Below are 23,579 nucleotides of genomic sequence, written 5' to 3'. Positions count from 1 at the left end.
GGCCTACTCCTCGACGACGTCGGCCACCACGACGGTGACGTTGTCCGGAGCGCCCGCGTGCAGCGCCAGGTCGATCAGCTTGCCGGCGCAGGCGGACCGGTCGGGGTAGGCGGCGAGCACCTCGGCCAGGGTGTCCGGACGGACGACGTTGGAGAGGCCGTCGCTGCACAGCAGCCACCGGTCGCCGGCCCGGGGCACCATCGTCGCGTACGACGGGGAGACCTCGTCCCCCTGCAACGCCTGGGTGACGACGGCCCGGCGCGGGTGGCTGCTCGCCTGGTCCGGGGTGATCACGCCCTGGTCGACGAGCATCTGCACGAAGGTGTCGTCGCGGGTGATCTGCTTGAGCACGGCCTCGCGGAACAGGTAGGCCCGCGAGTCACCGACGTGGGCGAGGGCCAGGCAGCTACCGGTACGGGCGAAGAGCAGCGCGGTCAACGTGGTGCCCATGCCCTGGCGCTCGGGATCGTCGACGACCGCCTGCCGGATGCGGGCGGTGGCCAGCGCGATGCCGTCCTGGAGGGCGGCCACCAGGGCATCCTCGGGTGTCTCCACGTCCAGCGGCGCGACCGCGTCGATGGTGAGCGAGCTGGCGAGGTCACCGGCGGCCATTCCGCCCATGCCGTCGGCCACGGCGACGAGCCAGGTGCCGGCGTGCAGGGCGTCCTGGTTTCCGCTGCGGATCAGCCCACGGTCGCTCGTTCCCACGGAACGCAGCTTCAGGGTCATGGGAGGCAGCCTGCCAGGCGAAGGGCGCAGTTGTCTCTAGGAGATCAGGACGACGGCGCGTGGCGCGGCCAATCTCACGTCTCGCGTTCCGTGCCACGGCGGGCTCCGTGCCCTCGTCGGACGGCAGATCCCATCCAGTCGGATCAATTGACAGGACGAACCACCACTGGAAACATCGAGCTTCGACCTGGGAGCGCTCCCAGGTCGACACCGCCACCTGCCTCACCTCCCGTCCCGGAAGGACTACCCCGTGACGCCATCCAAACGTCGCCTCCTCCTGGCTGCGGCGACCGCCCTGGCCCTCACCGGCGCGGGTGCCGGCGCGGCCTACGCCGACCCGCCCCCGGACGCCCCCGAGCAGATCGACAACGGCGACTTCAGCGCGGGCGTGAGCCCGTGGTTCTCCTACGGCACCGACTCCCTCGGGGTCACCGACGGCCGGCTCTGCGCCGCCGTCCCCGGTGGACTCGCCAACCCGTGGGACGCCGGCATCGGCCAGGACGGCGTGCCGCTGATCGCCGGGGCCGAGTACACGCTCGGCTTCGACATCACCGCCACGCCCGGCACCGCCGTGAAGGCCGTGCTCCAGCTCGGCAGCGCCCCGTACACCACGTACGCGGCCGTGGACGCCGCCGCCACCGGCACCGTCCAGCGCGTCGAGTCGACCTTCACCGTCCCGGACGACAACCAGAACGCCCAGCTCATCTTCCAGGTCGGTGGCAGCGCACAGGCGCAGACCATCTGCCTCGACGACGTGTCGCTGCGCGGCGGCGAGCCCCCCGCGCCGTACGAGCCGGACACCGGGCCCCGGGTCCGCGTCAACCAGGTCGGCTACCTGCCGGGCGGGCCGAAGAACGCCACCGTGGTCACCGAGGCGACCACGCCGCTGCCCTGGCAGCTCCGCTCGGCCGCGGGCGCGGTCCTGGCCAGCGGCACCACCACCGCGCGTGGGGTGGACGCCGCCTCCGGGCAGAACGTGCAGACCGTTGACTTCTCCAGCTACCGCACCCCGGGCGCGGGGCTGACGCTCACCGTGGACGGCGAGACCAGCCACCCGTTCGACATCTCCGGCACCCTCTACAAGCAACTGCGCTCCGACTCGCTGCAGTTCTTCTACGCCCAGCGCAGCGGCATCGCCATCGACGGTGACCTGATCGGCGACGAGTACGCCCGCCCGGCCGGCCACCTCGGCGTCGCACCCAACCAGGGCGACACCAGCGTGCCCTGCCAGCCGGGCGTCTGCGACTACTCGCTCGACGTGCGCGGCGGCTGGTACGACGCCGGCGACCACGGCAAGTACGTGGTCAACGGCGGCATCGCCACCTACCAGCTGCTGAACACCTTCGAGCGGACCAAGACGGCGGCCACCGCCAACGGCGGCGCCGGGCTGGCCGACAGCACGCTGCGGGTGCCCGAGCGCGGCAACGGCGTCCCGGACATCCTGGACGAGGCCCGCTGGGAGCTGGAGTTCCTGCTGCGCATGCAGGTGCCGGCCGGAAAGCCGCTCGCCGGCATGGTCCACCACAAGATCCACGACAAGAACTGGACCGGCCTGCCGCTCGCCCCGCAGGACGACCCGCAGCCGCGCGAGCTGCACGCGCCGTCGACCGCGGCCACCCTCAACATGGCCGCGACCGCCGCCCAGTGCGCGCGGCTCTTCGCCCCGTACGACGCGGCGTTCGCGGCCCGCTGCGGCACCGCCGCGAAGACGGCCTACGCCGCGGCCAAGGCACACCCCGCGGTGTACGCCAGCCCGACCGACGGCACCGGCGGCGGCGCGTACGACGACTCGAACGTCACCGACGAGTTCTACTGGGCGGCGGTCGAGCTGTACCTGACCACCGGGGCGCAGACCTACCTGACCGACCTGACCGCGTCGCCGCACCACACCGGCAACGTGTTCGAGCCGCGCGGCTTCGGCTGGCAGAGCGTCGCCGCGCTGGGCCGCCTCGACCTGGCCACCGTGCCGAACGGGCTGCCCGCCGCCGACCTGACCCGGGTCCGGGCCTCGGTCACCGCCGCCGCCGACGCGTACCTCGCCGAGCTGAACCGCCAGGCGTACGGGCTGCCGATGCCCGGGGACGCGGACAGCTACTTCTGGGGCGCCAACAGCAGCATCATCAACAACGCGGTCGTCCTGGCCACCGCCTTCGACCTGACCCGCGACGCCCGTTACCGCGACGGCGCCGTGCAGGCGATGGACTACATCCTGGGCCGCAACGCCCTGAACATCTCCTACGTCACCGGCTGGGGCGAGCACGCCGCGCAGAACCAGCACAGCCGGATCTTCGGTCACCAGCTCGACGCCAACCTGCCCCGCCCGCCGGCCGGCTCCCTCGCCGGTGGCGCGAACGCGGCCCTTCAGGACCCGTTCGTGGCGCAGTTGCTCGCCGGCTGCGAGCCGATGTTCTGCTACGTCGACGACATCAACTCGTACTCCACCAACGAGGTGGCGATCAACTGGAACTCGGCGCTGGCCTGGATCTCCTCCTTCCTGGCCGACCAGGGTGACGCCGGTGCGGTACCGGCCGTCACCTGCTCGGTGAACTACGCCAACTACGGCGCCTGGCAGGGCAACACCGGGTTCACCGCCCAGTTGACCATCCGCAACACCGGCTCGACCGCCGTCAACGGCTGGACCACCCGCTTCGCGTTCACCGGCGACCAGCGTGTCCGCGAGGCGTGGCTGGCGAAGGTCACCCAGTCCGGCGCGACGGTCACCGCGAAGAACGAGTCGTACAACGCCAAGATCGCCCCCGGCGGCACGGTGACGTTCGGCTTCAACGCGACGACCAACGGCGGCGCCAACCCCAACCCGGGGCTGGTCACCGTCAACGGGAACGCCTGCGCGCTGTCCTGACCGCGACCCCTGGTGGCCGCCCTTCCCCCGGGGGCGGCCACCAGGACCACCCGTCAGCAGTTCAACGAGTCCAGCACCCGGCGGAAGGCGCGCTCGCCGATGTCGCGCATCAGCGGGTTGTCCGCCGAGTGCGTCAGGAACACCAGGGACAGGGCGAGCGCCCACCCGCGTGCCCGCTCCCAGGTCGCGTCGTCCGCGCGGCCGTACGCCTGCCGGAGGGCAGCACGCTGCTCGGCCGGAAACAGCAGCCAGGCCACGGACAGATCAGTCGCGGGATCACCCGAGGTGAGGTCGCCGAAGTCGATCACCGCGCTGATCCGGCCCCGGTCGACCAGGATGTTGGCGGGATGCAGGTCCCCGTGCAGCCACAGCGGCGGACCGTCCCATACGGGTGCGGCGACGGCCACCTCCCAGATCCGCAGCGCGGCGGCACGATCGGCCGGGTCGATGTGCGTGAGCCCGTCCAGGACCCCCGGCGCGCGCCCGAGCAGTGGTATCCCGCGCAACGGGTTGACCGGCGCGTCCGCCGGAGCCGGGCTGTGCAGCGCGTCCAGGAAGCTGCCGAGCGTCGCCGCTGCCGACCAGGGGTCGTCGGGCGCGGATTGCGCCACGATGCGGCCCGGGAAGAACGGCACGACACTCCACAACCAGGGGAACTCGGTCGTCGGCTGCCCGACCCGTACCGGTGCCGGCACCGGCAACGGCAGGCGGCCGGCCAGTTCCGGCAGCCAACGCTGCTCGTGCGCGATGAGTTCGGCGGCGACGGCCCGCCGAGGCAACCGGACCAGCAGCTCCGCACCGAGCCGACACACGAGGTTGTCCCAGCCGTTGGCCAGGATCTCGACCGGCAGGTCCGCCAGATCGGGGTGCTGCTGGTCGAGCAGACTGCGCACCAGTTCGACCGAGACCGGAACCTCCGCAGCTGGCATCCTCCGCACGGTCACAGCGAAACCCTACGACCGCGGCCCGGCCGTGGTGCGCGGCTGGTCGGCTCGGTTGTCGTGCGCGCGGCTGATCGGCTCGGCCGTTGTGCGCGCGGCTAGTCGGCTCGGCCGTCGCGGGCGCGGCTGGTCGGCTCGGCTGTTGTGCGCGCGGCTAGTCGGCTCGGCCGTCGCGGGCGCGGCTGGTCGGCTCGGCCGTCGCGGGCGCGGCTGGTCGGCTCGGCTGTTGCGCGCGGCGCGGCTAGTCGGCTCGGCTGTTGTGCGCGGCGCGGCTAGTCGGCTCGGCTGTTGTGCGCGGCGACCAGGTCCGGCAGTTCGTGCAGCGAGTCGACGCGGAACAGGCACCGGTCGGCCACGGCCGGCAGGTCGAGGATGTGCCCCCACGGCGAGCGCCGGATCAGGCAGGTCTTCATCCCGGCCTCCTGGGCCGGACGGGCGTCGTTGTCGGGCCGGTCGCCGACGTACAGGATCGACGACGGGTCGCCGCCGCCCTCGGCCACGACCCGGTCGAAGAAGGCCGGCGCGGGCTTCGCCACGCCCCAGGAGTGCGACGTGCCGATCACGTCCACGTCGAGGTCGAGAGAGCGAAGGGTCGCCTCGGCGTGGGCCGGCTGATTACCGGCCAGGCCCACCAGCAGACCCTGATCGCGCAGGGCACTGAGGCATCCACGCGCGTCCGGGTAGAGGTCCTCCGCGCCGAACGTCTCCGGCTGCCCGGCGGCGGCTCGACGGGCAAGCTCGACCTCCAGGTCGAAGTCGGGCCGGAAGGTCCGGAACGTCTCCCGGTAGTCCAGGCCCCTCGCGACGACCGCGCCGAAGACCGCCGACAACGTGTGCCGTGGGACGCCGAGCCAGTCCGCCCAGGCCGCGAACTCGCGGGACTCGTCGAGAATCACCCCGCCGACATCGAAGAAAACCGCCTTGATCATCCGTGCCCCCGTCCCGCTGCGACCAGCGACGATCATAGGCGGCCACGTCGATGCCCATGGGCCCGACATTGTCGTACACCTGTTCTAAGGTTGGTCCATGGTGGAGGCGTTGGCGCAGGCGGAGGCGGCGGTCGCCGACTGCCTCGACGCGCCGGTGTGGGCTCTCCCCGAGCACGACCTCGTCGCGGCCCTCGACGCCGCGCACCGGCTCGCGCAACGCCTGGCGGCCGTGCAGCTGGCGCTGGTGCGCGAGCTGGACGGCCGGGGCACGGCCCGGGCGCAGGGCGCCTCGTCGACGGCGGTCTGGTTGCGTGACCGGCTACGGCTCGACGGTTCCGCCGCTCGCGGCCTGGTCGATCTCGCCGGAGCGCTCGATGCCGGAGCACCCGGCGTACGCGCCGCGCTGGCCGACGGTGACATCAGTGTCGAGCAGGCGCGGGTCATCGGCGAGACCGTCCAGACGGTGCACGCGGCCGCTGGCGCCGAGGCGGCCGACAAGGCAGCTGGCGTCCTGGTCGGGTGGGCCGGGCAGTTCGAGCCGAGACTGCTGCGCAGGCTGGGCACCCGGGTCCTCGACCACGTGGCTCCCGAGCTTGCCGAGGCCGCCGCCCGGGCGGCGCTGGAGGCCGAGGCACGCCGCGCCGACCGCGACCGTCATGTCACGCTCTCCGAACTCCGCGACGGCCGGCTGCGGCTCTCCGGTCACCTGAACGCCGAGGCGGCCGGTCTGCTGCGCGCCGCCCTCGACCCGCTGACCGCACCGTCCGGTCCGGACGACCCGCGCTGCCCCGGCCAACGCCGGCACGACGCGCTCGCCGACCTGTGCCGACTCGCCCTGCGCACCGGCGAGTTGCCCGACCACGGCGGCGAGCCCGCCCAGGTCGTCGTCACCACCAGCTTCGACGTGCTGGCCCGGCAACTCGATACCGGCACCCTCGACACCGGGCCACGGCTCACCCCGGAGACGGTACGACGCCTCGCCTGTGACGCGGCGATCCTGCCCGCCGTGATCGGCGGCAGCGGTCAGACCCTCGACGTGGGCCGGCAACGCCGACTCGTCACCGGGCCTCTGCGCCGCGCGCTGGTGCTCCGCGACCGAGGCTGCGCCTTCCCCGGCTGCGACCGACCACCCCGCTGGTGCGACGCCCACCACATCCGCCACTGGGCCGACGGCGGCCACACCAGCCTGACGAACGCCGTGCTCCTCTGCGGCCACCACCACCGGCACCTCCACCAGGGCGAGTGGACGGTCCGGCTCGGCGGCGACGACCACCCGGAGTTCGTCCCACCCGCCTGGCTCGATCCGGAGCAACTCCCCCGCCGCAACACCTACCACCGACGAACGTGACGGGCTCCGAGCCCGCCGGCTGCGACAAGCCAGGGCCCTCGGCGCGGTGGTGTGACTCACCTCGCGTCGTTCGGGACCGCCGAGGTTTTTCCAGCCTGCCTAACGTCGCCACCACGGCGGTCGCTGGCACCCGTCGGGTGTAGCAGGATGCCGGGCATGAGCGAACAGTCGAGCATCAGCGTCCGCCCCGGCGGTCCCGACGACGCGCCGGCCGTGCTGCGGCTGCTCGACGTCGCCACCGCCTGGCTGGTCGCGCGCGGCCGGACCGGGCAGTGGGGCACCCGGGCGCCGTCCACCGATCCCGGCCAGATCGCCCGCGCGAAGGAGTGGGCCGCGAGTGGCGACCTGTACCTGGCGATGGGGGGCGACCGACCGGTCGGCGCGCTGGTGGTGGGTGCCGCCACCGAACACGTTCCCCCGGCCGCCGAGCCGGAGCTGTACGTCCGGCTGCTGGTCACCGATCGGGCGTACGCCGGGCTGGGGATCGGGGCCCGCCTGTTGGAGCACGCCGCCGAACTGGCCCGGGCACGCGGGCTGGGGCTGTTGCGGGTGGACTGCTACGGGGGGCGACGACCGGGCCCTGGTCCGGTTCTACGAGGGTTGCGGCTTCACCCCGACCGAACCGTTCACCGTGGTTCGGCCGGGGCGTGCGCCGTGGCCGGGGCAGTTGCTCGTGCGCCGGCTCGACTGAGCGTCAGCCGATCTCCTCGTCGACGTAGCACCAGCGCCACGCCTCGCCCGGCTGCGCCGAGCGGATCACCGGGTGACCCGTCGAGGCGAAGTGCTTGCTCGCGTGCTGGTTCGGCGACGAGTCGCAGCAGCCGACCTGCCCACAGCTCAGGCAGGTACGCAGGTGCACCCAGTAGGTGTTGCCGATGGCGACGCAGTCGGCGCACTCGTCGGGGGTACGGGGCTCGGCGGTGCCGGCCTCGGTCAGGTGCTGACAGCTCACTGTTCCACCTCCTGCCGCAGCAGCGACTCTTCCAGGTCCAGGTCACGATAGGCCCGCACCAGTACCTCCTCAGGGATACGACCGGAGTCCCGGGCCGCCCGGAAGACGTCGCGCTCGGCGTCGATCATCTCTTGTCGCAGCCGACCGTACGCCTGCGAGGGGGTTTCCCGCTCGTCGCCGCCGAGCCGTTCCCAGGCCATGTTGGTGCGGTCCTCCTGCACCCGACGCAGCCGGTCCACCACGGGCGCGGGCGCGCTGTCGGCCAGTTCCTCCAGGCGGTCCCGCGCTGCCCTGCTGGCCTGCTGCTGCACGCCCGCGGCGGACAACGCGTCCTGCACCGGGTCGTCCTGGGGCAGTTTCAGACGGCGGGCGACCAGCGGGAGGGTGGCCCCCTGGCCGACCAGGGTGACCACGATCACCGCGAAGGCCAGCCAGATGAACAGGGCCCGCGGGTACGGCTCGTCCTCGGCCAGCGTCAACGGCAGGGCGAGGGCGGCGGCGAGCGTCACCACGCCGCGCATCCCCGCCCAGCCGATGATGATCGGGAACTTCGGGGACGGGGCGGCGTCCCGCCGGCGGATCCGGGGGACCAACCGGGCCAGGTAGGTGGCCGGGAAGAGCCAGACGAAGCGGGTCAGGAAGACGGTGGCCAGCACCGCGAACGTGATCAGGACGAGGGAGCCGGCCGGCTCGTGCAGGTCCCCCAGCACCTCGCGCAGTTGCAGCCCGACCAGGAGGAAGACCAGCCCTTCGAGGAGGAACCGCACGAGCCGCCAGAACGCACCGACCTGCAACCGGGACGCCGCCGACAGCAGCAGCGGCAGCTTGTGCCCGAGGGCCAACCCGGTGACGACCACGGCGACCACGCCGGAGGCGTGCAGGTGCTCGGCGGTGAACACCACCGCGAACGGGATGATCAACGACAGCGCGTTGTCCAGCAGCGGATCGCTGATCCGCCGGTGCAGGAAGCCGAAGACCACCGCGCCGAGGGCGCCGATCAGGATGCCGCCACCGGTGGACCGCAACACCTCGAGCGCGATCTTGTCGGTGCCGACGGCCGTGCCGATGGAGGCCATGGTCGCGACCCGCAGCAGCACCAGCGCGGTGGCGTCGTTGACCAGGCTCTCCCCCTCCAGGATGGTCACCACCCGGCGGGGCAGCCCGACGCGGCGGGCGACGGCGGTGGCCGCCACCGCATCCGGCGGCGCGACCACCGCGCCGAGGGCCAGGCAGACCGCGAACGGGACCTGCGGCAGCAGCAGGTGCAGCACGACGCCCACCGCGAACGCGGTGAACAGCACCAGACCCACGGCGAGCAGCAGGATCGGCCGGATGTTGTTCTTGAACGCCGGCACCGACGTCTCCAGCGCCGCGACGTACAGCAACGGCGGCAGGATGCCGATCAGCACCAACTCCGGCTCGAGATGGATCTGCGGGAAGCCCGGCACGAAGGACAACGCCAATCCGAGTACGACGAGCACGATCGGCGCGAGCAGGCCGAGGCGGCGGGCCAACGCCGCGCCCAGGGTGGCGATCGCCAGGAAGACGACGACCGGAAACAGGCTTTCCATGGGGTACGAGCCTAGGGGTCGCCCCGTCGCCGCCCGATCAGCCGCCCGGGCGTAGCTTCGGCAGCACCTCGGCGCCGAACGTGTCGATGAACCCGCGCTGCTCCTGCCCGACGTGGTGCAGGGCGATCTGGTCGAAGCCGAGCGCCAGGTACTCCTCCAACCAGCCGACGTGCCGGCCCAGGTCGGCCGAGACGTTCACCACCTGGGCGACCCGCTCGGCCGGCACGTCGGCCGAGACCACGTCGAAGTGCTCCACGGTCTCCAGGTCCCAGCAGACCGGCGGGGCGAAGACGTTGCTGCGCCACTGGTCGTGCGCGATCGCCTCGGCCTGCGCCTGCTCGGGCGCCCAGGAGACGTGCACCTGAAGGTGCAGCGGCCCCCGGCCACCGGCGTCCCGGTACGCGTCGATCATCGCGCGCAGGTGCTCCACCGGCGCGTTCACGGTGATCAGGCCGTCCGCCCAGTCGGCGCACCAGCGGGCGGTGGCGACGCTGACGGCGGCCCCGACCAGAGCGGGCGGCTCCTCGGGGCGGGTCCACAGCCGGGCCCGGTCCACGCGGACCAGACCGTCGTGGCTGACCTCCTCGCCGGCCAGCAGCGCCCGGATGATGTCGACGCACTCGCGCAACCGGGCGGAGCGGACGTCCTTGCGCGGCCATGCGTCGCCGGTGATGTGCTCGTTGCTGGCCTCGCCGGTGCCCAGAGCGGCCCAGAACCGGCCCGGGTACATCGCGCCGAGGGTGCCGATCGCCTGCGCGATGATCGCCGGGTGGTACCGCTGGCCGGGTGCGTTGACGACGCCGAACGGCAGGCCGGTGGCCTGGAGGGCGGCGCCCAGCCAGGACCAGGCGAAGCCGGATTCGCCCTGCCGGGCGCTCCACGGGGAGAAGTGGTCGGAGCACATGGCGGCGTCGAAGCCGGCCCGCTCGGCGTGCATCACCGCTTCCAGCAGGGCGCGGGGGTTGATCTGCTCGTGGGAGGCGTGGAACCCGAACGTCGTCATGGGCGCACCTCCTACCCACGACGACGTCCGGTGATGCGTGCTATTCGGCGTGCGCGCCGGCGCCGGCCGACGCCGCCCCCTCGCCCACCCACACCGTCTTGGTGTTGCAGAACTCCCGCATGCCCAGCTCGGACAGCTCCCGCCCGTAGCCGGAGTTCTTCACGCCGCCGAAGGGCAGCTCCGGGTACGAGGTGGTCATGCCGTTGACGAAGACGTTGCCGGCGTCCAGGTCGGTGGCGAAGCGCTCCTGCTCGTCCGTGTCCCGGGTCCAGGCGTTCGACCCGAGCCCGAAGCTGGTGCCGTTGGCCACCTCGATGGCCTCGTCGTAGGACGACACCCGGTACAGGCCGGCGACCGGCCCGAACACCTCCTCGGACCACATCCGCATCTGCGGGGTCAGGTCGGTGACGACGGTCGGCGGGTAGAACCACCCCTCGCCGCCGGGCAGCTCACCGCCGCACAGCACCGTCGCGCCGTTGTCCACCGCGTCGCGGACCTGGGCGTGCACCTCGTCGCGGCCGTGTTCACTGGCCAGCGGGCCCACGTCGGTGTCCGCGTCCATCGGGTCGCCGACGCGCAGCGCGGCCATGTTCGCGGCGAACTTCTCGGCGAACGCGTCGAAGACGTCGGTGTGCACGATGAACCGCTTGGCGGCGATGCAGGACTGGCCGTTGTTCTGGCAGCGGGCGGTGGTGGCGACCTCGGCGGCCCGGTCCAGGTCCGCCGAGGGCATCACCACGAACGGGTCGCTGCCGCCCAACTCCAGCACCGTCTTCTTCAGCTCCCGGCCGGCGATCTGCGCGATGGACCGCCCGGCCGCCTCGCTGCCGGTGAGGGTCGCGGCGCGTACCCGGGGATCGGCGAGGATGCGCTCGACGGCGTCCGAGCCGACCAGCAGAGTGGTGAACGCGCCCTCCGGGAAGCCGGCGCGACGGAACACGTCCTCCAGCAGCAGCGCGGTCTGCGGCACGTTCGAGGCGTGCTTGAGCAGGCCGGTGTTGCCGGCCATCAGCGCCGGGGCGGCGAAGCGCATCACCTGCCAAAGCGGGAAGTTCCACGGCATCACGGCGAGCACCACGCCGATCGGCTGGTACCGGATGAACGCCCTGGTCGCCTTCACGGCGGCGGCGTCGGCCGGCTCGTCGGCGAGGAACCCCGGGGCCTTGCCGGCGTAGAAGCGGGCGGCCGTGGCGCACTTGGTCACCTCGGCCTGGGCGGCGGCGTACGTCTTGCCCATCTCCGTGGTCATGATCCGGGCGATCTCGTCCCGCTCGGCGTCGAGCAGGTCGGCGGCGGCGTTCATCCACCTGGCCCGCTGGTCGACGGTGGTGCCGCGCAGTTGCCGGTACGCGAGATCGGTGCGCTCGATGGCGGCGTCGATCTGTTCGGTGGACATCGCCTCGTAGGTCTTGAGCACCTGACCGGTGGCGGGGTTGGTGGTGGCGATGTGGGGCATCTCGGTCTCCTGTCACTCGAACAGCGAGTGTCGTACGCCCGGCTCCTCGCGGCGGCGGGCGGCGCGGCGGCGTTGGATCACGACCAGATCGACCACGGCGACCACCGCGAAGATCGCGCAGAGCACGCCGAGCCAGGCGATCCCGGCCCAGAACGCCAGCACCGCGAAGATCACCATGATCACCAGTCCGAAGCTGGCGAGGGTGAGCCGGAGGTTGAGGGCGCTGTACGCGTGGCCGACCGTGCCACGGGCGCGCCGGGGCTGCGACCTCGTCATAGCTCACGATCTACCCGCGTTCGGCGGTGTTAACCGGCAGCCGGCGAGTCGCCGCGCAACGGCGCTTATAGCATCCCGACGGCAGATCCGAGGCACCTTCGCCGCATACCCGACAGCGACTTCCCGCCCGACCCGGTCCAGCGCATAGAGTTACCGCGCCGTCGCTCTGCGCTGCGAGACAGGGGATGTCATGCCTCGACGCTGGATCGCCGCCCTGGCCTGCCTCGCCGCGCTGGTGGCGCTGGCCTGCGAGGGTGGCACGTCGGCGGCACCGCGCCCCACGAAGAGCACGCCGTCGTCCGGCGGCCCCGGCGGCATCGCCGCCCTCGGCGACTCGATCAGCACCGGCTTCGCCTCGTGTCTGGTCCTCACCTCCTGCGAGCGCAACTCCTGGTCCACCGGGGACGGCCTGCGGGTGGACAGCCACTACCGGCGGCTGCTCGACCAGGATTCCGCGATCCGCGGCCGGGCGTACAACCACGCGCGCCCCGGCGCCCGCGCCGACGCCCTCGAAGGCCAGGCCCACGCAGCCGTACGCGACCGCGCCGACTACGTCACCGTGCTGATCGGGGCCAACGACATCTGCCGGGGCGGCGTGGACGCGATGACCCCGGTGACCACGTTCCGCGCCGACGTCGACCGCGGGCTGCGGACGCTGCGCACCGGCCGACCGAAGGCCCGGGTGCTGATGGTGAGCATCCCCGACCTGTACCGGCTCTGGGAGGTCGGGCACACCGACGGGCGGGCGACGCGCGCGTGGAAGCGGGGCATCTGCCCGGCGCTGCTGGCCAACGCGACGTCGAACGCGCCCGCCGACAAGTCCCGCCGGGCCGCCGTCCGGGAGCGGATCGACGCGTACAACGTGCAGTTGGTGGCGGCCTGCCGGGCGTACGGCTCGCGCTGCCGGCACGACGGCGGCGCGGCGCACCGGGTCCGCTTCACCCTGGACCTGCTCAACCCGCTGGACTGGTTCCACCCCAACGCCAGCGGCCAGGACCGGCTGGCCGAGGTGACCTGGCGCGCGTCCGGGCTGGCCGACTGAGTCCACCCCACCGGGGAAGGATCAGGGGTGGCGGGGCTCCGGAACGGCGGTGCCCCGGCGACCGTAGAGCGCGCGGGAGCGCACGGCCAGGTCCTTGGTGGCGGACGAGTTGGCCCAGGTGCCGAGCACGATCGACGCCCCCGGGACGATCTTGGCGACGAGTCGTTTGGCCGCCCGTACGCCGGCCATCTGGGCGAGCCGGACGCCGAGCTGCACCATGACCCGGCCCAGCGGACGCTGACCGCCCAGGCCGAAGAGCGCGTCGGCGCGTTCCCGGCCGGCGGCCACCCCGAGCGCCAGACGAGCGCTCTCGGCGACCTTGTGCACCCGCTGGAGCACGAGCAGATCGGTGGCCCGGTCGCTGTGCAGCGGGTCGACGTCGTAGGCGGCCGCGATGTGCAGGACCATCCGCGCCTGGGTCCAGGCCAGCACGCCGACGTCGAGGACCGCGCCGGGCAGCCCGGCCGCGCCGGAGACCGCCCCGGACAGCCGGGCCAGGTTGACGAACTTGCGGACCGCCTGGTCGGCCAGGACCTCGGAGGAGACGCCGGGGTGCTCGGTGCGGGCCCGGGCGGCCCACTGCGCGGCCTCCGGCCCGAGTCGACGCACCGCCTCCAGGGCGAGGTGCTCCGGGGCGTACTGCGGATCGTCACGCATCCGGTCCCACAGCCGGGCCGGCGGACCTTCGGGCGTGGCCGCCGGCGCGGCCGGCAGGCCGGCGGACGACTCGGGGGTGGGCGCGGCGGATTGACCGCCGGCGGGCGGGGTGTCGGTCACCGGGTCTCCCCAGGGGTGGGTACGGGCAGGACGGCCGGTGGGGCGGTCAGCGACGGCGGTTCGACAGGCGGGTGGCCAACCCCTTGAGCTTCTGCTGGTTCTCCGGCTTGGCCAGCTCGCGCCGACCCCGGTCCACCAGTTGCTGACCCTTTGGCGATCTCAGGAAGGTGCTGATCCGCTGCATCAGAGACATAACGTCCTCCTGTCGGTGATCCCTCAGTCATGTGTACCCCGAACCCGCAACGGATGTACCCGGGACGCGACAGGCTCAACCCTCACCGTCCATAGTGGTCGGTAGGCTACCGCCCGGCCGGCAGGATGGCGTCGACGACCCGGGTGGCCCGCCATTCGTGCTGCTGGTAGTGCTCCGGGTACGCGGAGACCTGCACCGCCTGCGCGGCGTCGGTGAGCCGCATCTGCTGCCAGCCGGGCACCTGTTCGAGCGCCGTGAGGAACTGTCGGGTCGCGAATTCCGGGTCCATCAACCGGCCCACCGGACCCCAGCCGCTGCTGGACCGCTGCTGGAACAGCCCGACCGAGTCGTGATCCCAGCCGACGCCCTGGTGCGGGTAGTCCTGCGACTCCGGCAGGACGCCGCTGGCCACGTTGTAGAGGTTGCTCTCCTGCATGGCGGTCGCCACCGCGATGACCAGGCCACGGCGCGGGACGCCCATGGTGCGGCCGGTCCGGACGATCGCCTCGGCGTTCCGCATCTGGGCCCGGTCCAGGCCGGCGACCGGCGCCGGGCGGGTCGGCTTGGCCGGGACGACCGTGCGCGCACGGGGGGTGGCGTCCGGGTCGGCGGGGGTCGCGGACGACGACGGGGTGGCGGACGGGGCTGCCGTGCGGTCGAGCCCGCGGGACGCCGCCTGCTGCTCGGCACGCTCGGCCAGTTCCACGCCGGCGGTCTTCTGCCGCGACTGCGCGCCGGCGTCCTGGTCCCGGACCTGCGCGGCGGCGGCCAGTCCGAGGCAGCAGACCACGCCGGTGGCGAGCGCCACCTGGGCGCGGCGTCGACCGCTCAGGTCGCGGGCGTACGCCCGAAGCCGACTCGCGGCGGTTGTCCGTTCGGCTGAGGTGCCTTCCTCCGTTTCGGCAGTGGGGCTGCTCGGGGCGTACGGGTCGTCGAGGGTGCCGTCGTCACGCATCAGCCGAGGCTAGGCAGGTCAAAACCCCGATCACGTACGGTGATCACGTGGTCATCGCCACACAATCGGGCCCCCGGGGTGGACGAGCGAGGGCGGTCGACCCGGACGGGGAACGAACCTCGCGTACCTCGGGAAAGCGGCCCGCCGCGCAGGCCGCCACGGACGCGGACAGAGACGGACATCGGTCCGCGCGACCCGACATGATCGACAAACTCGGCCTTTGGGCCGAACCGCCCATCGGCCGATCGACGTAATCGGGTGGTTCGTCCGATCGTGCCCACCGGGCGGGCGACGGATCGCCCGACGCAGGAATGCACCAGGATGGCGGGTACGTTGCCCGAACCGGGTGCTGTCCGTCGCGACGGCGCCCGAACAGGCACATTCCAGGGAGGTCCGCACCGGTGCTCGACCCACACGAGCTCTACCAGCTCACCGACGATCTGCCCGACCTCGGGCAGCCGGTCCTGATTCAGGCCCTCACCGGGTTCGTGGACGCCGGCAACGCCAGCCGGCTGGCCCGCGAGCAACTGCTCACCTCGCTCGAGGGTCGGCCGATCGCCACCTTCGACGTGGACCAGCTCTTCGACTACCGCTCCCGCCGACCGGTGATGACCTTCAACGAGGACCACTGGGAGAGCTTCGACGCGCCGAAGCTGGAACTACACCTGCTGCACGACGACGACGAGACGCCGTTCCTGCTGCTCACCGGCCCCGAGCCGGACCTGCAGTGGGAGCGGTTCACCGCCGCCGTCGCGGGGCTCGCCGCCCGGCTGGACGTACGGCTCACCGTCGGGCTCAACTCGATCCCGATGGCGGTGCCGCACACCCGGCCGACCGGGGTGACCGCCCACGCCACCCGCCCCGAGCTGATCAGCGGGTACGAGCCGTGGCTGCAACGGGTCCAGGTGCCCGGCAGCGTCGGGCACCTGCTGGAGTTCCGCCTCGGGCAGCAGGGCCGCGACGCGCTCGGCTTCGCCGCCCACGTGCCGCACTACGTGGCGCAGACCGAGTACCCGGCCGCCGCCGAGGTGCTGCTGAGCGCCGTGTCCCGCAGCACCGGGCTGCTGCTGCCCGGCGACGGCCTGCGCTCGGCCGCCGAGGTGGTCCGGGTGGAGATCGACCGGCAGGTCGTCCAGACCGAGGACGCCGCCGCACTGGTCCAGGCCCTGGAGGAGCAGTACGACGCGTTCGCCCGGGGTCGCGGTGAGCGGAGCCTGCTCGCCCCGGACGCCGGTCCGCTGCCCACCGCCGACGAACTCGGCGCGGAACTGGAACGGTTCCTGGCCGAACAGACCCGGCCGGGCGACACTCCCGGGAGCTGACCCGGCGACACGGCACCTGGCTGAGGCGGCGTCGCGGCCTCGGATACGGCAGGGTGGACGTATGCGCCTGGCGACCTGGAACGTGAACTCGGTGAAGGCCCGGCTCCCCCGGCTGCTGGAGTGGCTCGCCGGCACCGGGCCCGACGTCGTCTGCCTGCAGGAGACGAAGTGCCCGGACGGCGCGTTCCCGGTGGCCGAGGTGGGCGAGCTGGGCTACACGGTGGCCAGCCACAGCGACGGCCGCTGGAACGGGGTCGCGATCCTGTCCCGGGTCGGGCTCGACGACGTCCGCGTCGGCTTCGCGGGCGAGCCGGGCTTCCCGGAGCCGGAGGCCCGGGCCATCTCCGCCAGCTGCGACGGGGTGCGGGTCTGGTCGGTGTACGTCCCCAACGGGCGCACACCCGACGACCCGCATTACGCGTACAAACTGGCCTGGTTCGCGGCGCTGCGCGACGCGCTGGAGGCCGAGCTGGCCGGTGGCCTGCCGCTGGCGGTCTGCGGTGACTTCAACGTCGCGCCGACCGACGCCGACGTCTGGGACCCGGCGGTGTTCACCCACTCCACGCACGTCACCCCGGCCGAGCGGGCCGCCCTCGCCGCGCTGCGCGACCTCGGCCTCAACGACGTGGTGCCGACGCCCATGAAGGGGCCGCACCCGTTCACCTACTGGGACTACCGCGCCGGAATGTTCCACCAGAACAAGGGGATGCGGATCGACCTGGTGTACGCCTCCGCGCCGTTCAGCCGGGCGGTCCGCTCGGCGTACGTCGACCGGGAGGCCCGCAAGGGCAAGGGCCCCTCCGACCACGCGCCGATCGTCATCGACGCGGACCTGGTGCCCGCCGTCGAGACGTTCTGACCGCCGGCACAGGCCCTAGGGTGGACACATGGCAGTCGTGAAGATCAACGCTATCGAGGTTCCGCCGGGCGCCGGCCCCGAGTTGGAGAAGCGGTTCGCGGCGCGGGCGGGCGCGGTGGAGGGCTCCCCCGGCTTCCTCGGCTTCGAACTGCTCCGCCCGGTGGCCGGCGAGACCCGCTACTTCGTCTACACGAGGTGGGAGAGCGAGGAGGCGTACCAGGCGTGGGCTTCGGGCTCGGCCCGGGCCGCCCACGCCACCGCCCCCGGCGAGACGCCCCGCCCGCCGGTGTCCAGCGGCGCGACCCTGCTGGAGTTCGAGGTGGCCTTACACGTACCCCAGCCCTGAGCAGGGTCGGGCGGTTCTGGCGCGTTGAGCGCGTCAAGGCGGGCGGGCCCGCACCTTGATCGCGCTCGATCCTGGATGTAGTCCCCTCCATGCGGCGCGAGGCCACTACATCCTGGTTCGAGCACGGTCTTGACCGGACCCCGGCACGGCGAGTCACCGCTTCTGAAACATGACTGAGGCGACTTCCGCGGTCAACTCGATCGCCCAGTCGAGCTGTGGACAGTCGTTGCGACCGTGGCACTCCAGGCAACCGCCCACCCGCCACGGCTGGTCAAGTGCCCGAGACCAGTGGGCGTCCAAGACCTTGGCAGCGATGAACAACTCGGTCGCCTTGGAGATCGGTTCATCGATCGGCACCGCGACCCCCGTTCGACCGGTACGACTGAGCCCTGGTCACGAGCGGCTGCTTACCGTGATACGGCACGATTCCCGCTTCCTTCGGTTGCTGCCTTGACGCGTCCAGCTTATGTCAGACTTTGACCTAAGTCAGAGCTTGACTTATGTGTGATCTTGTGGTTCGTGACCGCCTAGACTTAAGTCATGCCGTATGAGCAAGCCGAGTACCGCCAGATCGCAGACGACATCCAGCGCATGATTCGCTCGGGCGAGCTGAAGCCTGGTGACAAGCTGCCGTCCACTGCGGAGCTCGCCGACGCCCGGCATGTCTCACCTGCAACGGTGAATCGCGCTTTCGGACTTCTGCACGATCGCGGCCTGGTGGTCGGCAAGCAAGGTAAAGGCATCTACGTCAAGGGTGAACCTGAGGTGCCAACCGAATAGAGCGGATGATCGACTCGGTTTCGGCGACGTGGGGGTGTCCGGGCCACCGGGACACCCCGATGTCGGCGACCTCGTGTGGATCAACCGCAGGTCACGGCTTGCGGGACGACTGCAGGGTGGCGAACGCGATCACGTTGTCCTCGTAGCCGGTGCGACCGCCGATGAACTGGCCACCGCAGGTGATGAGCCGGAGCCCGGCCGGCCCGTCGTGCCCGTAGATGCGCTCGGCGGGGAGTTGGTCCTTCGGGAAGCGCTCGACCGTGTCGACCTTGAACACCACCGTCGACCGGTCCGCCCGGACGACCTCGATCAGGTCACCGGGCTTCAGCTTGCCCAGGTCGTAGAAGACCGACGGGCCACTCTTGGTGTCCACGTGCCCGACGATGACGGCGGGACCCGGCTCACCCGGTGTCGGCCCCCGGTCGTACCAGCCGGTCTCGTTCTGCTTCTCCAGCGGCGGTACGGCGATCGTCCCGTCCCGGGCCTGCCCGACCGGCGCCACCGGCGCGGAGACCTTGATCGCCGGGACGCTGAGGCGCACCGGGCGGCTCGCCGACAGCCCGACCGTCTCGCTGCGGGCCGGACGGTCGCCGCCGGTAGGGGCCAGGTCGAACGGGCCGACCGAGCGGCCCAGTCCCGCGCCGGTCGCGAAGACGCCCACCAGCACCAGCACCACGGCCAGCGGCACCGGCCAGGGGCTGCGGCCGGTCGGCCGGCTGCGGCGCGGAGCGACGGCGGTCGGCGGACGGCCGGCCACCGCCGGACGCTCGGCCGAGACCCGCGATGCGCGGGACGGCGGCGAGGGCTTCGCGCCAACGGACGGGAGCGAATTGCCGGCCTGCCGGGCAGCAGCGGATTGCCGGGCATCGCCGGACGGGCGCGCGACAGCGGGTGGGCGGGTGTCGCCGGGTGGGTGGGCATCGCCGGGCAGCCACGCGCCGGCGGGCGGGCGCGAGCCCGTGGACGGGCGGGAGCCAACCGGCGGCGGCGTGGGGCGGAAGATCTCCATGGCGGGCTCAGCGGCTCGCGACGCGTCGGGGCCGGCGCAGCGCCACCACGGCGAGGACAAGCCCGGCGACCGTGAAGGCGGCACCGCCGGGCAGCAGCAGTTTGCCGGCCGTACCGCCGGCGGTGCCACCGAAGCCGGTCGCCGGCCCTCGACTGGGATGCGGGGACGGGACCTTCTTGACCACCTGCAGCATGGTCGACGCGGTCTCCCCGTCGCGGCACTCCAGCTTGACCCGGTAGTTGCCGGGACGGGTGCGCTCGCGCACCATCGGCGCGGCGGTGAGCACGCCGTGCTGCGGTTGCACGCCGACCGCGCCGAACGCGTCCGAGACGACGGTGGCGCCGACCGAGTTGTCCCGGCAACTGGCCCGGATGCCGACCAGGTAGCCGGGCTGCACCGTGCTGGGGCTCACCTCGACGAAGATGTCCACGGGACCGGGCTGCGGCGCGCCACCCGGCACGCCACCGGGCTGCGGCGCGGGCGCGGCGGCCGGCAGGACGTCGAGCGGCGCAGGCGCGGCAACCGCCCGGACGTCGAGAGACCCCGCGGGTGCGGCGACGGCCGACAGCGGATCGAGCGGCCAGTCGGAAGCGGTCGACAGGGGGTCGGACGGCCCGGCGGGGACGGCAGCGGCAGCCGGCGGCGTGGCGAGCGTTGCCGGGGCGGCGAGCGCGGGAACGGCGGTCAGCAGGGGGAAGGCGAGCATGGTCGCCACCGACAGGAGCACGCCGCCGCGGGTCACTCTCACGATGCCCCCTCTCGACGCCGTCGGACCGCGCCGGGCAGCGGACCGCCCGGCCTGCCGTACCAATCGGATCCTCTCATTCCCGGTCGCACATCACATCCGATCCGCCGACGATCTCGCGTACGCTCGGGTCGCTGTGACCATCACCGAGCCTGACCCCGCCACCGTCCCGCCCACCGGCCGGACGATCCGCACCTTCCACCCCCGTCGGGGGCGGATGACCAGCCGGCAGACCGACGCGTTGGACCGGCTCTGGTCCTCCTACGGCCTGGACGTGTCGGGCGCGTCGGTCGACCTGGCCGCCCTCTTCGGCCGCCGGGCCCCGGTGGTGCTGGAGATCGGCTCGGGCATGGGCGACAGCACGGCCGCGATGGCCGCCGCCGACCCGGACCGAGATTATCTGGCGGTCGAGGTGCACACGCCGGGAATCGCGAACCTGCTCGACCTGGTGCACCGCGCTGACCTGCGCAATGTGCGGGTAGCCCGGGGTGACGCGTTGGAGCTGGTCAACGGCTTGCCGGAGGGCGCCCTGGCCGCCGTGCACGTGTTCTTCCCCGACCCGTGGCCGAAGGCCCGGCACCACAAGCGGCGGATCATTCAGCCGGCGCACGTGGCGCTGCTGCGCTCCCGGCTGACCCCCGGCGGTGTGCTGCACTGCGCCACCGACTGGGCCGAGTACGCCGAGGCGATGCGGGAGACCCTGGACGCGGACCCGGAGCTGGTCGACACGTACGGCGGATTCGCGCCCCGTCCGGCGCACCGCCCGGTGACCAAGTTCGAGCGGCGAGCGATCACGGCGGGCCGTCCGGTCGCCGACCTGATCTTCCGGCGGCGCTGACTGATCTTCCGGCGGCGCGCAAACGCGAGCCGGTTGGCGCCGGAGGGCATGATCCAGGCACCATGGGACACGCTATGACGCTCACCGCCGCGCTGCCGAGAAGCGCCGACCCCGACACCCTCTTCGACGCGTTCGCCGGCTGGGCGAAGGAGCGCGGCCTCGACCTCTACCCCCACCAGGAGGAGGCGGTCATCGAGATCGTCTCCGGCGCCAACCTGATCATGAACACGCCCACCGGCTCGGGTAAGAGCCTGGTGGCGATCGCCGCGCACTTCGCGGCCCTGGCCGACAACCGGACGACGTTCTACACCGCGCCCATCAAGGCACTGGTGTCGGAGAAGTTCTTCGCCCTCTGCGAGGTCTTCGGCGCCGAGAACGTCGGCATGCTCACCGGCGACGCCAGCGTCAACGCCGACGCCCCGATCATCTGCTGCACCGCCGAGATCCTGGCCAACCTGGCGCTGCGCGAGGGCGACCGCGCCGACGTCGGCCAGGTGATCATGGACGAGTTCCACTTCTACGCCGAGCCCGACCGGGGCTGGGCCTGGCAGGTGCCGATCATCGAGCTGCCGCAGGCGCAGTTCGTCCTGATGTCCGCCACCCTGGGGGACACCACCCGTTTCGTCGACGACCTGACCCGGCGCACCGGCCGGCCCACCGCCGTCGTGCGCTCGGCCGAGCGGCCGGTCCCGCTCATCTTCTCGTACGCGATGACGCCGCTGCACGAGACCCTCGAAGAGCTGCTGGAGACCAAACAGGCCCCGGTGTACGTCGTCCACTTCACCCAGGCCGCCGCGCTGGAACGGGCCCAGGCGCTGATGAGCGTCAACGTCTGCACCCGCGCCGAGAAGGACATGATCGCGCAGGCGATCGGCGGCTTCCGGTTCACCTCCGGCTTCGGCAAGACGCTGTCCCGACTGGTCCGGCACGGCATCGGCGTGCACCACGCCGGCATGCTGCCCAAGTACCGCCGCCTGGTCGAGACCCTCGCCCAGGCCGGCCTGCTCAAGGTCATCTGCGGCACCGACACGCTCGGCGTCGGCATCAACGTCCCGATCCGCACGGTGCTGTTCACCGGCCTCAGCAAGTACGACGGCGTCCGTACCCGCCTGCTCAAGGCCCGCGAGTTCCACCAGATCGCCGGACGGGCCGGCCGGGCCGGATACGACACCATCGGCCGGGTCGTCGTGCAGGCCCCCGAACACGTCATCGACAACGAGAAGGCCCTGGCAAAGGCCGGCGACGACCCGAAGAAGCGCCGCAAGGTCGTCCGCAAGAAGCCGCCGGAGGGCTCGATCGGCTGGGGCCAACCCACCTTCGACCGCCTCGTGGAGGCCGAGCCCGAGCCGCTGACCTCCAGCTTCCAGGTCAGCCACTCGATGCTGCTCAACGTGATCGGCCGACCCGGTGACGCGTTCGCGGCGATGCGGCACCTGCTCACCGACAACCACGAGGAACCCGCCGCGCAGCGCCGGCACATCCGCCGGGCCATCGCCATCTACCGGGCACTCCGGGCCGGCGGGGTCGTCGAGGAACTGCCCGAGCCGGACGAGACCGGCCGGCGGGTCCGGCTCACCGTCGACCTCCAGCTCGACTTCGCCCTCAACCAGCCCCTCTCCCCGCTCGCCCTGGCCGCCATCGAGCTGCTCGACGCCGAATCCCCGTCGTACGCCCTCGACGTGCTGAGCGTGATCGAGTCGATCCTCGACGACCCCCGCCAGATCCTGTCCGCCCAACAGTTCAAGGCACGCGGCGAGGCGGTCGCCGCGATGAAGGCCGAGGGCATCGAGTACGAGGCCCGCCTCGAACTGCTCGACGAGGTGACCCACCCCAAGCCGCTCGCCGAGCTGCTGGAGGCCGCGTACGAGATGTACCGGCAGGGTCACCCCTGGGTCGCCGACCACCAGCTCTCCCCCAAGGCCGTCGTCCGCGACATGTACGAGCGGGCCATGACCTTCACCGAGTACGTGCAGTTCTACGGACTGACCCGGTCGGAGGGCCTGGTCCTGCGCTACCTCGCCGACGCGTACAAGACGCTGCGCCAGACCGTGCCCGAGGACGCCAAGACCGAGGAGCTGATCGACCTCATCGAGTGGCTGGGTGAGCTGGTCCGCCAGGTCGACTCCAGCCTCATCGACGAGTGGGAGCGGCTGCGCAACCCGTCCGACGTGGCCGAGGTGGCCCAGGCGCACGCCTCGCTGAGCGACCGGCCGCCGGCCGTCACCCGCAACGCGCGCGCGTTCCGGGTGCTGGTGCGCAACGCGCTGTTCCGCCGGGTGGAGTTGGCCGCGCTGCGCCGCTGGGACCTGCTCGCCGAGCTGGACGCCGCCGACGGCTGGGACTACGACGCGTGGGCCGACGCCCTGACGCCGTACTTCGAGGCGTACGACTCGATCGGGGTGGGTCCGGACGCCCGCGGCCCGGCGCTGCTCATGATCGAACAGGGCCGGGAGAAGTGGACCGTCCGGCAGATCTTCGACGACCCGGACGGCGACCACGACTGGGGCATCAGCGCCGAGATCGACCTCGTCGCCTCGGACGAGGTCGGCGCGGCGGTCGTCCGGATCACCGACGTCGGCCAGCTCTAGCGGTCGCCGCGACGAAGGGGGCGTCCGGAATACCGGGTGCCCCCTCTGCCGCGTCGTCGG

Annotated in this window: 23 protein-coding genes and 1 pseudogene; 10 read left to right on the top strand and 14 right to left on the bottom strand. The window is 72.4% G+C overall.

Going from position 1 to position 23,579, the window contains the following annotated elements:
- Positions 1-3 precede the first annotated feature (3 nt).
- On the bottom strand, positions 4-729 hold the full coding sequence (locus ACN263_RS09520; RefSeq protein ID WP_422739442.1) for a PP2C family protein-serine/threonine phosphatase: 726 nt from the start codon (positions 727-729) through the stop codon (positions 4-6).
- Positions 730-979: 250 nt separating this feature from the next.
- On the opposite strand from ACN263_RS09520, the gene ACN263_RS09515 reads away from it, so the two are divergent.
- Positions 980-3,589 (top strand): glycoside hydrolase family 9 protein, encoded by a 2,610-nt coding sequence (locus ACN263_RS09515; RefSeq protein ID WP_422739441.1) that lies wholly within the window; start codon positions 980-982, stop codon positions 3,587-3,589.
- Positions 3,590-3,642: 53 nt separating this feature from the next.
- Here the strand turns inward: ACN263_RS09515 and ACN263_RS09510 are convergent, their stop codons facing one another.
- The gene (locus ACN263_RS09510; RefSeq protein ID WP_422739440.1) at positions 3,643-4,518 is read right to left on the bottom strand and encodes an aminoglycoside phosphotransferase family protein; all 876 of its coding nucleotides are present in this window, start codon (positions 4,516-4,518) and stop codon (positions 3,643-3,645) included.
- Between the two features lie 284 nt (positions 4,519-4,802).
- The gene (locus ACN263_RS09505) at positions 4,803-5,459 is read right to left on the bottom strand and encodes an HAD family hydrolase (protein WP_422739439.1); all 657 of its coding nucleotides are present in this window, start codon (positions 5,457-5,459) and stop codon (positions 4,803-4,805) included.
- 97 nt (positions 5,460-5,556) lie between these two features.
- Here ACN263_RS09505 and ACN263_RS09500 point away from each other — a divergent pair, with 97 nt between their 5' ends.
- Together ACN263_RS09500 and ACN263_RS09495 are read left to right on the top strand one after the other, a co-directional pair.
- Positions 5,557-6,807: a DUF222 domain-containing protein gene (locus ACN263_RS09500; RefSeq protein ID WP_422739438.1), complete on the top strand. Its 1,251-nt coding sequence runs from the start codon at positions 5,557-5,559 to the stop codon at positions 6,805-6,807.
- Between the two features lie 147 nt (positions 6,808-6,954).
- Positions 6,955-7,296: pseudogene (locus tag ACN263_RS09495) on the top strand (GNAT family N-acetyltransferase); the annotation flags it as partial.
- Positions 7,297-7,501: 205 nt separating this feature from the next.
- Here ACN263_RS09495 and ACN263_RS09490 read toward each other — a convergent pair.
- The 5 genes from ACN263_RS09490 to ACN263_RS09470 are packed head-to-tail and all read right to left on the bottom strand — an operon-like array spanning position 7,502 to position 12,065.
- On the bottom strand, positions 7,502-7,759 hold the full coding sequence (locus tag ACN263_RS09490; RefSeq protein WP_422739437.1) for a UBP-type zinc finger domain-containing protein: 258 nt from the start codon (positions 7,757-7,759) through the stop codon (positions 7,502-7,504).
- The gene (locus ACN263_RS09485; RefSeq protein ID WP_422739436.1) at positions 7,756-9,330 is read right to left on the bottom strand and encodes a Na+/H+ antiporter; all 1,575 of its coding nucleotides are present in this window, start codon (positions 9,328-9,330) and stop codon (positions 7,756-7,758) included. The genes ACN263_RS09490 and ACN263_RS09485 overlap by 4 nt, the downstream gene beginning before the upstream one ends.
- A 37-nt stretch (positions 9,331-9,367) precedes the next feature.
- Positions 9,368-10,333, bottom strand: a complete 966-nt coding sequence (locus ACN263_RS09480) for a TIGR03885 family FMN-dependent LLM class oxidoreductase (protein WP_422739435.1) — start codon at positions 10,331-10,333, stop codon at positions 9,368-9,370.
- A gap of 40 nt (positions 10,334-10,373) precedes the next feature.
- Complete coding sequence (locus ACN263_RS09475) at positions 10,374-11,789, bottom strand: NADP-dependent succinic semialdehyde dehydrogenase (protein WP_422739434.1); 1,416 nt, start codon at positions 11,787-11,789, stop codon at positions 10,374-10,376.
- Between the two features lie 12 nt (positions 11,790-11,801).
- On the bottom strand, positions 11,802-12,065 hold the full coding sequence (locus ACN263_RS09470) for a DUF6343 family protein (protein ID WP_203149328.1): 264 nt from the start codon (positions 12,063-12,065) through the stop codon (positions 11,802-11,804).
- 190 nt (positions 12,066-12,255) lie between these two features.
- On the opposite strand from ACN263_RS09470, the gene ACN263_RS09465 reads away from it, so the two are divergent.
- Positions 12,256-13,107: a GDSL-type esterase/lipase family protein gene (locus ACN263_RS09465; protein ID WP_422739433.1), complete on the top strand. Its 852-nt coding sequence runs from the start codon at positions 12,256-12,258 to the stop codon at positions 13,105-13,107.
- 21 nt (positions 13,108-13,128) lie between these two features.
- Here ACN263_RS09465 and ACN263_RS09460 read toward each other — a convergent pair whose 3' ends face one another.
- The 3 genes from ACN263_RS09460 to ACN263_RS09450 all read right to left on the bottom strand — a co-directional run bounded on the left by ACN263_RS09460 (position 13,129) and on the right by ACN263_RS09450 (position 15,032).
- A complete protein-coding gene (locus ACN263_RS09460; protein ID WP_422739432.1) occupies positions 13,129-13,884 on the bottom strand; it encodes an EcsC family protein in 756 nt (251 codons plus the stop codon).
- Between the two features lie 46 nt (positions 13,885-13,930).
- Positions 13,931-14,077 carry a hypothetical protein gene (locus tag ACN263_RS09455; protein WP_355237852.1) on the bottom strand — a complete coding sequence of 49 codons (147 nt, stop codon included), beginning with the start codon at positions 14,075-14,077 and terminating at the stop codon, positions 13,931-13,933.
- Between the two features lie 106 nt (positions 14,078-14,183).
- Positions 14,184-15,032 (bottom strand): peptidase M23, encoded by an 849-nt coding sequence (locus ACN263_RS09450; RefSeq protein ID WP_422739431.1) that lies wholly within the window; start codon positions 15,030-15,032, stop codon positions 14,184-14,186.
- A 401-nt stretch (positions 15,033-15,433) separates the two neighbouring features.
- Here ACN263_RS09450 and ACN263_RS09445 point away from each other — a divergent pair, with 401 nt between their 5' ends.
- From ACN263_RS09445 to ACN263_RS09435, 3 genes are all read left to right on the top strand, one after another.
- The gene (locus ACN263_RS09445) at positions 15,434-16,354 is read left to right on the top strand and encodes a proteasome assembly chaperone family protein (protein ID WP_422739430.1); all 921 of its coding nucleotides are present in this window, start codon (positions 15,434-15,436) and stop codon (positions 16,352-16,354) included.
- A 61-nt stretch (positions 16,355-16,415) separates the two neighbouring features.
- Complete coding sequence (locus ACN263_RS09440) at positions 16,416-17,213, top strand: exodeoxyribonuclease III (RefSeq protein WP_422739429.1); 798 nt, start codon at positions 16,416-16,418, stop codon at positions 17,211-17,213.
- A gap of 28 nt (positions 17,214-17,241) precedes the next feature.
- A complete protein-coding gene (locus tag ACN263_RS09435) occupies positions 17,242-17,559 on the top strand; it encodes an antibiotic biosynthesis monooxygenase family protein (RefSeq protein ID WP_422739428.1) in 318 nt (105 codons plus the stop codon).
- Positions 17,560-17,712: 153 nt separating this feature from the next.
- On the opposite strand, the gene ACN263_RS09430 is transcribed toward ACN263_RS09435, so the two are convergent.
- Positions 17,713-17,916 carry a hypothetical protein gene (locus ACN263_RS09430; protein ID WP_422739427.1) on the bottom strand — a complete coding sequence of 68 codons (204 nt, stop codon included), beginning with the start codon at positions 17,914-17,916 and terminating at the stop codon, positions 17,713-17,715.
- Positions 17,917-18,099: 183 nt separating this feature from the next.
- On the opposite strand from ACN263_RS09430, the gene ACN263_RS09425 reads away from it, so the two are divergent.
- Positions 18,100-18,339 (top strand): GntR family transcriptional regulator, encoded by a 240-nt coding sequence (locus ACN263_RS09425; RefSeq protein WP_422739426.1) that lies wholly within the window; start codon positions 18,100-18,102, stop codon positions 18,337-18,339.
- A 91-nt stretch (positions 18,340-18,430) separates the two neighbouring features.
- Here the strand turns inward: ACN263_RS09425 and ACN263_RS09420 are convergent, their stop codons facing one another.
- Together ACN263_RS09420 and ACN263_RS09415 are read right to left on the bottom strand one after the other, a co-directional pair.
- Positions 18,431-19,096, bottom strand: a complete 666-nt coding sequence (locus ACN263_RS09420; protein ID WP_422739425.1) for a class F sortase — start codon at positions 19,094-19,096, stop codon at positions 18,431-18,433.
- 259 nt (positions 19,097-19,355) lie between these two features.
- Positions 19,356-20,099 (bottom strand): hypothetical protein, encoded by a 744-nt coding sequence (locus ACN263_RS09415; protein ID WP_422740648.1) that lies wholly within the window; start codon positions 20,097-20,099, stop codon positions 19,356-19,358.
- A gap of 130 nt (positions 20,100-20,229) precedes the next feature.
- Here ACN263_RS09415 and trmB point away from each other — a divergent pair, with 130 nt between their 5' ends.
- Both trmB and ACN263_RS09405 read left to right on the top strand, forming a co-directional pair.
- Complete coding sequence (trmB, locus tag ACN263_RS09410; protein WP_422739424.1) at positions 20,230-20,931, top strand: tRNA (guanosine(46)-N7)-methyltransferase TrmB; 702 nt, start codon at positions 20,230-20,232, stop codon at positions 20,929-20,931.
- A 74-nt stretch (positions 20,932-21,005) separates the two neighbouring features.
- Positions 21,006-23,519: a DEAD/DEAH box helicase gene (locus ACN263_RS09405; RefSeq protein ID WP_422739423.1), complete on the top strand. Its 2,514-nt coding sequence runs from the start codon at positions 21,006-21,008 to the stop codon at positions 23,517-23,519.
- Positions 23,520-23,579: the final 60 nt, after the last annotated feature.

The organism is Micromonospora sp. WMMD729 (assembly GCF_049315225.1).
In the GTDB taxonomy this organism is placed as follows: domain Bacteria; phylum Actinomycetota; class Actinomycetes; order Mycobacteriales; family Micromonosporaceae; genus Micromonospora.
The sequence above is the reverse complement of the archived record's forward strand: the minus strand, read 5'-3'. Positions and strand labels throughout refer to the sequence as shown.